Genomic DNA, 3,714 nt, shown 5'->3' with positions numbered 1-3,714 from the left:
ACGCTGGCTGTGCCGCACGCAGCCGCGCCGCCTCGGCCTGCACTGCGGCAGTATCGAGCGGCGCGATCTCGTAATCGGCCTCGCCGGTGCGCGGGTTGATCACCCTCACTTGGCATCGCTCCAGCTGTCCAGAATGTCGCTGCCCGTCGCGAACCATGCGCCAGGCTGCTCTGCCAACCAGCGCACCAGCGCCTCGAACGCATCGATGCGATAGGGCAGGCCCATGATGTACGGCGTCAGGTGCATCGGCAGCATCCGCCCGCCGTGCTGCGCCGCCTCACCCGCCAGCCAGCCATAGGCATCGCGCATCTGGGTGGCATAGCTGTCGACCGATTGCTGCTGGACGTTGATGATCTGCCGGTCGGACAGCTCGTGGTTGAGCGGGATATTAATGATCCTGCCCGCGTCCGTGGTCATGCGATAGGGCAGTTCGTCGTTCACCCAGTCGCACATATAGTCGACCCCCGCCTCCGCCAGCAGTCGCGGGGTGTTGAACGATTGCGAGCGCGCGATCGACAGCCAGCCGCGCGGACGCGTGCCGCTCGCCTGTTCCAAAGCGTCGAGCGACGCGGCGATCAGCGCGCGCTCGTCGGCTTCGGCGAGGCCCGAGGCGATGGTCCCGTTCATCTCGGTGGAATGCGCGATGATCTCATGCCCGCCTGCCCGAATCGCCTCGATGATCGCGGGATAGCGCGACGCAATCGCGCCATTGCACGCCACCGAAATCGTTACCCCCACCGCCTCAAAGGCACCCAGCAGCCGGAAAAAGCCGATGCGCGAACCATAATCGCGCGCGGTGTAATGGCGGTAATCGGGATAGGCGGTCTGCATATGCCCCGGCGCGCGGAACGGCGTGTCACTGGGAACAATCGGGAACCACTCGAGGCTGATCACCGGCCATATCGCCACGCTCTTTCGGTCCGGCCAGGCGACTGTCGGGCGGGTGAAGAGACTGCTGTAGCGGTACAGCGCATGGTCCATGCCTTCGCGGCGGTGGGGGTATTCGAGATAGCCGGGGTCGAGGGTCATCTTCCCCTCTCCCCTTCAGGGGAGAGGGGGGAGACGCTGTCAGGTGTCGGAGGGAGAGGGGCCCGGTCAGCCGCTGGCGACTGCCCCTCTCCCAACCGCCGCAGGAGAGGGGCCTTTGATGCAGCCGCCCCACCCTCTCTAAGCCCGGCTAGGCGGACAGGCCGCCAAGCCTGCCTATTCTCTCCCCTCGAGGGAGAGAAGGTTTGCGTGCCGACGATGCTCATCCCGCCTGCCCCCGCCAGCTATCCACAATCTCGCCCGCCGTCGCGATCCACGCGCGGCCATCCGCCGCAATATGGCGCAGCACCTCCTCGAACGGGCCGATGCGGTGCGGCTGGCCGATCAGATAGCTGTGCAGCGGGATACACATCACCGTGCCCGATTGCGCGCCCTCTTTCGCCAGCCGCTCAAACTGGCGGATCAGCGTAGCGGCATAGTCTCGCGGGCTCATGTTGTAGATGAAGAAGCCGTAATGATCGTTGACCTCAAGGCTGTAGGGGATCGCGGTCAGCCGCCCGGTCTTGACCTTGACATCGGTCGGCTGGTCGTCGTGATAGAGGTCGCAGGTGTAATCAAGGCCGTATTCGGCAATAAGATCGAGCGTGCGCGGGGTGTGGGTGAGCGCAGGCGCCAGCCAGCCGCGGATCCGCTGCCCGGTAGCGCGCTCGACCGTGGCGATGCTGTCCTCGATGATGCTGCGCTCCTGCGCCTCGTCCATGCCATAGCTGTAGCGGGTGTTGTAGATGCCGTGGCTGAAAAACTCCCAGCCGCGTTGCCGGGCGTCTTCGACCACCTCGGGAATGTGATCGCACAGCGCGACCGACAGGCTGACGGAGCCCGGAAACCCGTGCCGGCTCATCACATCGGCCATCCGCCAGTGGCCGACGCGGTTGGCATGGTCGCGGTGGGCATAGCCGACAACATCGGGATGCGGCTTCGCCCAGCTCTTGCGGTGCGGGTTGGTTGGCGGGTCGAGTTCGTAATACTCAAGATTGGGCGCCACCCAGACCGCGCAGGTCTTGCCGCCGGGCCAGGTGATTTTGGGGCGGCCACGCCAGGGGGCGAAATCGTAAAGTTGCGGGTCAGGGGTCAAGCTGCGCTCCTCCCTAAACCCCTCTCCCTTGACGGGAGAGGGTTGCGCAGACTTGGTGAGCGCAGCGAGCCTAGTCGAAGCTGGGAGAGGGTGAGGGCAACCGCCCCACCCTCTCTAAGTCCGGCTGGGCGGACAAGCCGCCAAGCCTTCCTATTCTCTCCCGTCAAGGGAGAGAAGGCGGGTCCCGCGCCGCCACCCATCACCTCGCCTCCAGCCAGTCAATCACCACCTGCACCGGCTCGACATCGGCGTACTTCAGCTGCAGGTCGGTCAGATTGGCAAAGTGATAGCTCTCGTGCTTGTCGGCGCAGGTTTCGATCGGCACGATGGTGCGATAGCCGTGGCTGAGCGCATCGACCGCAGTGGCGCGCACGCAGCCCGAGGTGCTGCCGCCGGTGACCACCACAGTATCGACCTTGTGCCATGTCAGGTAGCTCGCCAGCGGGGTTTCGAAAAACGCGCTTGGCATCCGCTTGGTATAGTGCAGGTCATCCGGCCCGAATGCGCAGCGCGGGTCATAAGCGTGGCGTTCGCTGTCGTAACGGATGTTCTGCAGGCTGTCGGGGGTATCGGTGCGCGTGCCCCAGACGCCCGCATCCGCTGCGTCATCCTTGTACGCGACCCGGCTCCACACCACCGGCATCTGCTTTTCACGCGCCAACCGCGAGATGGTGTTGATGTGTTCGATCTGGCGGGGGTCGGTCTCGTAGGCGGTCTTGAACCTGTCGATCCGGGTATAGGCCTGCTGCACATCAACATTGATGATGGCGAGCTTTTGACCAAAGCCGAATTTGTTGCGTGCCGGGTTGGCCATCACCGCGTCGAACAGCTGCCGTGCCGTCTTGTCCTCGCAGATCATCCGGGTGCCGACGATGTCCATGGATGGTGCAACCTCACTTAATTGTGATTCGTGACCATAATCCCGAAAAAAGGCTTGTCGAGAGCAATTTGTCCGGACAAATTAGGGCATGACTCGGATCACCCGCCATTATGTTGACGTGCCGATTGCCAGCGGCGAGCACCGTCGTGTGCATTATCGCGTGGCGGGCAGTGGGCCGCCGTTGCTGATGATCCACCAGAGTCCGCGCAACAGCGGAGAATATGCAGCGCTGATGCAGCAATGGGCTGCGCATTTCACCTGCATCGCGCCAGACACGCCCGGGTTCGGCCAGTCCGATCCATTGCCCGGCGCGCCGGATATCGCTGATTTTGCCGACGCCATCGTCGCGTTTCTGGATGCACTGGGCATGGCGCGTTGCCCGGCTTATGGCTTCCATTCGGGCGGCATCATTCTGGTCACCGCGCTCAAGCGCCACACGGCGCGCTTCACCGGTATGGCGGTCGGCGGCTATGCGATCTGGACACCGCAGGAGATGGACGTGTTCGGCCAGAGCTATCTGCCGCCGTTCCAGCCGTCAGCTTATGGCGAGCATCTGGCCTGGCTGTGGAATCGCATTCTGGAACAGAGCTGGTTCTTCCCATGGTTCGATACGCGCGATGCGGCGCGCCTGCCGGCGGCGCATGCTGATGTCGCGCGGATCGACCTTGCGGTGCACGAAATGCTTGACTCCGGCGATGCCTATCGCGCCGGA

At 64.0% G+C, this 3,714-nt stretch carries 4 protein-coding genes; 1 reads left to right on the top strand and 3 read right to left on the bottom strand.

From position 1 onward, the window contains the following. Positions 1-105 precede the first annotated feature (105 nt). The 3 genes from ACEW8G_RS01045 to ACEW8G_RS01035 all read right to left on the bottom strand — a co-directional run bounded on the left by ACEW8G_RS01045 (position 106) and on the right by ACEW8G_RS01035 (position 3,002). Positions 106-1,029 (bottom strand): polysaccharide deacetylase family protein, encoded by a 924-nt coding sequence (locus ACEW8G_RS01045; RefSeq protein WP_373486597.1) that lies wholly within the window; start codon positions 1,027-1,029, stop codon positions 106-108. 220 nt (positions 1,030-1,249) lie between these two features. Further along, complete coding sequence (locus tag ACEW8G_RS01040) at positions 1,250-2,122, bottom strand: polysaccharide deacetylase family protein (RefSeq protein WP_373486596.1); 873 nt, start codon at positions 2,120-2,122, stop codon at positions 1,250-1,252. Positions 2,123-2,321: 199 nt separating this feature from the next. Beyond that, entirely contained in the window at positions 2,322-3,002 is a 681-nt protein-coding gene (locus ACEW8G_RS01035; protein WP_373486595.1) for an isochorismatase family protein, read from the bottom strand. Positions 3,003-3,090: 88 nt separating this feature from the next. Between ACEW8G_RS01035 and ACEW8G_RS01030 the strand changes: the two genes are divergently transcribed. Next, a partial coding sequence (locus ACEW8G_RS01030; protein WP_373486594.1) for an alpha/beta fold hydrolase occupies positions 3,091-3,714 on the top strand: 624 nt, incomplete at its 3' end.

The sequence above is a fragment of the Blastomonas sp. genome, from assembly GCF_041747255.1.
Classification (GTDB): Bacteria; Pseudomonadota; Alphaproteobacteria; order Sphingomonadales; family Sphingomonadaceae; genus Blastomonas.
This window is presented reverse-complemented; position numbering and strand designations above follow the sequence as displayed.

Coding starts and splice junctions, on each gene's coding strand:
- ACEW8G_RS01045 (WP_373486597.1), bottom strand. CDS start 1,029: ATGACCCTCGACCCCGGCTATCTCGAATACCCCCACCGCCGCGAAGGC.
- ACEW8G_RS01035 (WP_373486595.1), bottom strand. CDS start 3,002: ATGGACATCGTCGGCACCCGGATGATCTGCGAGGACAAGACGGCACGG.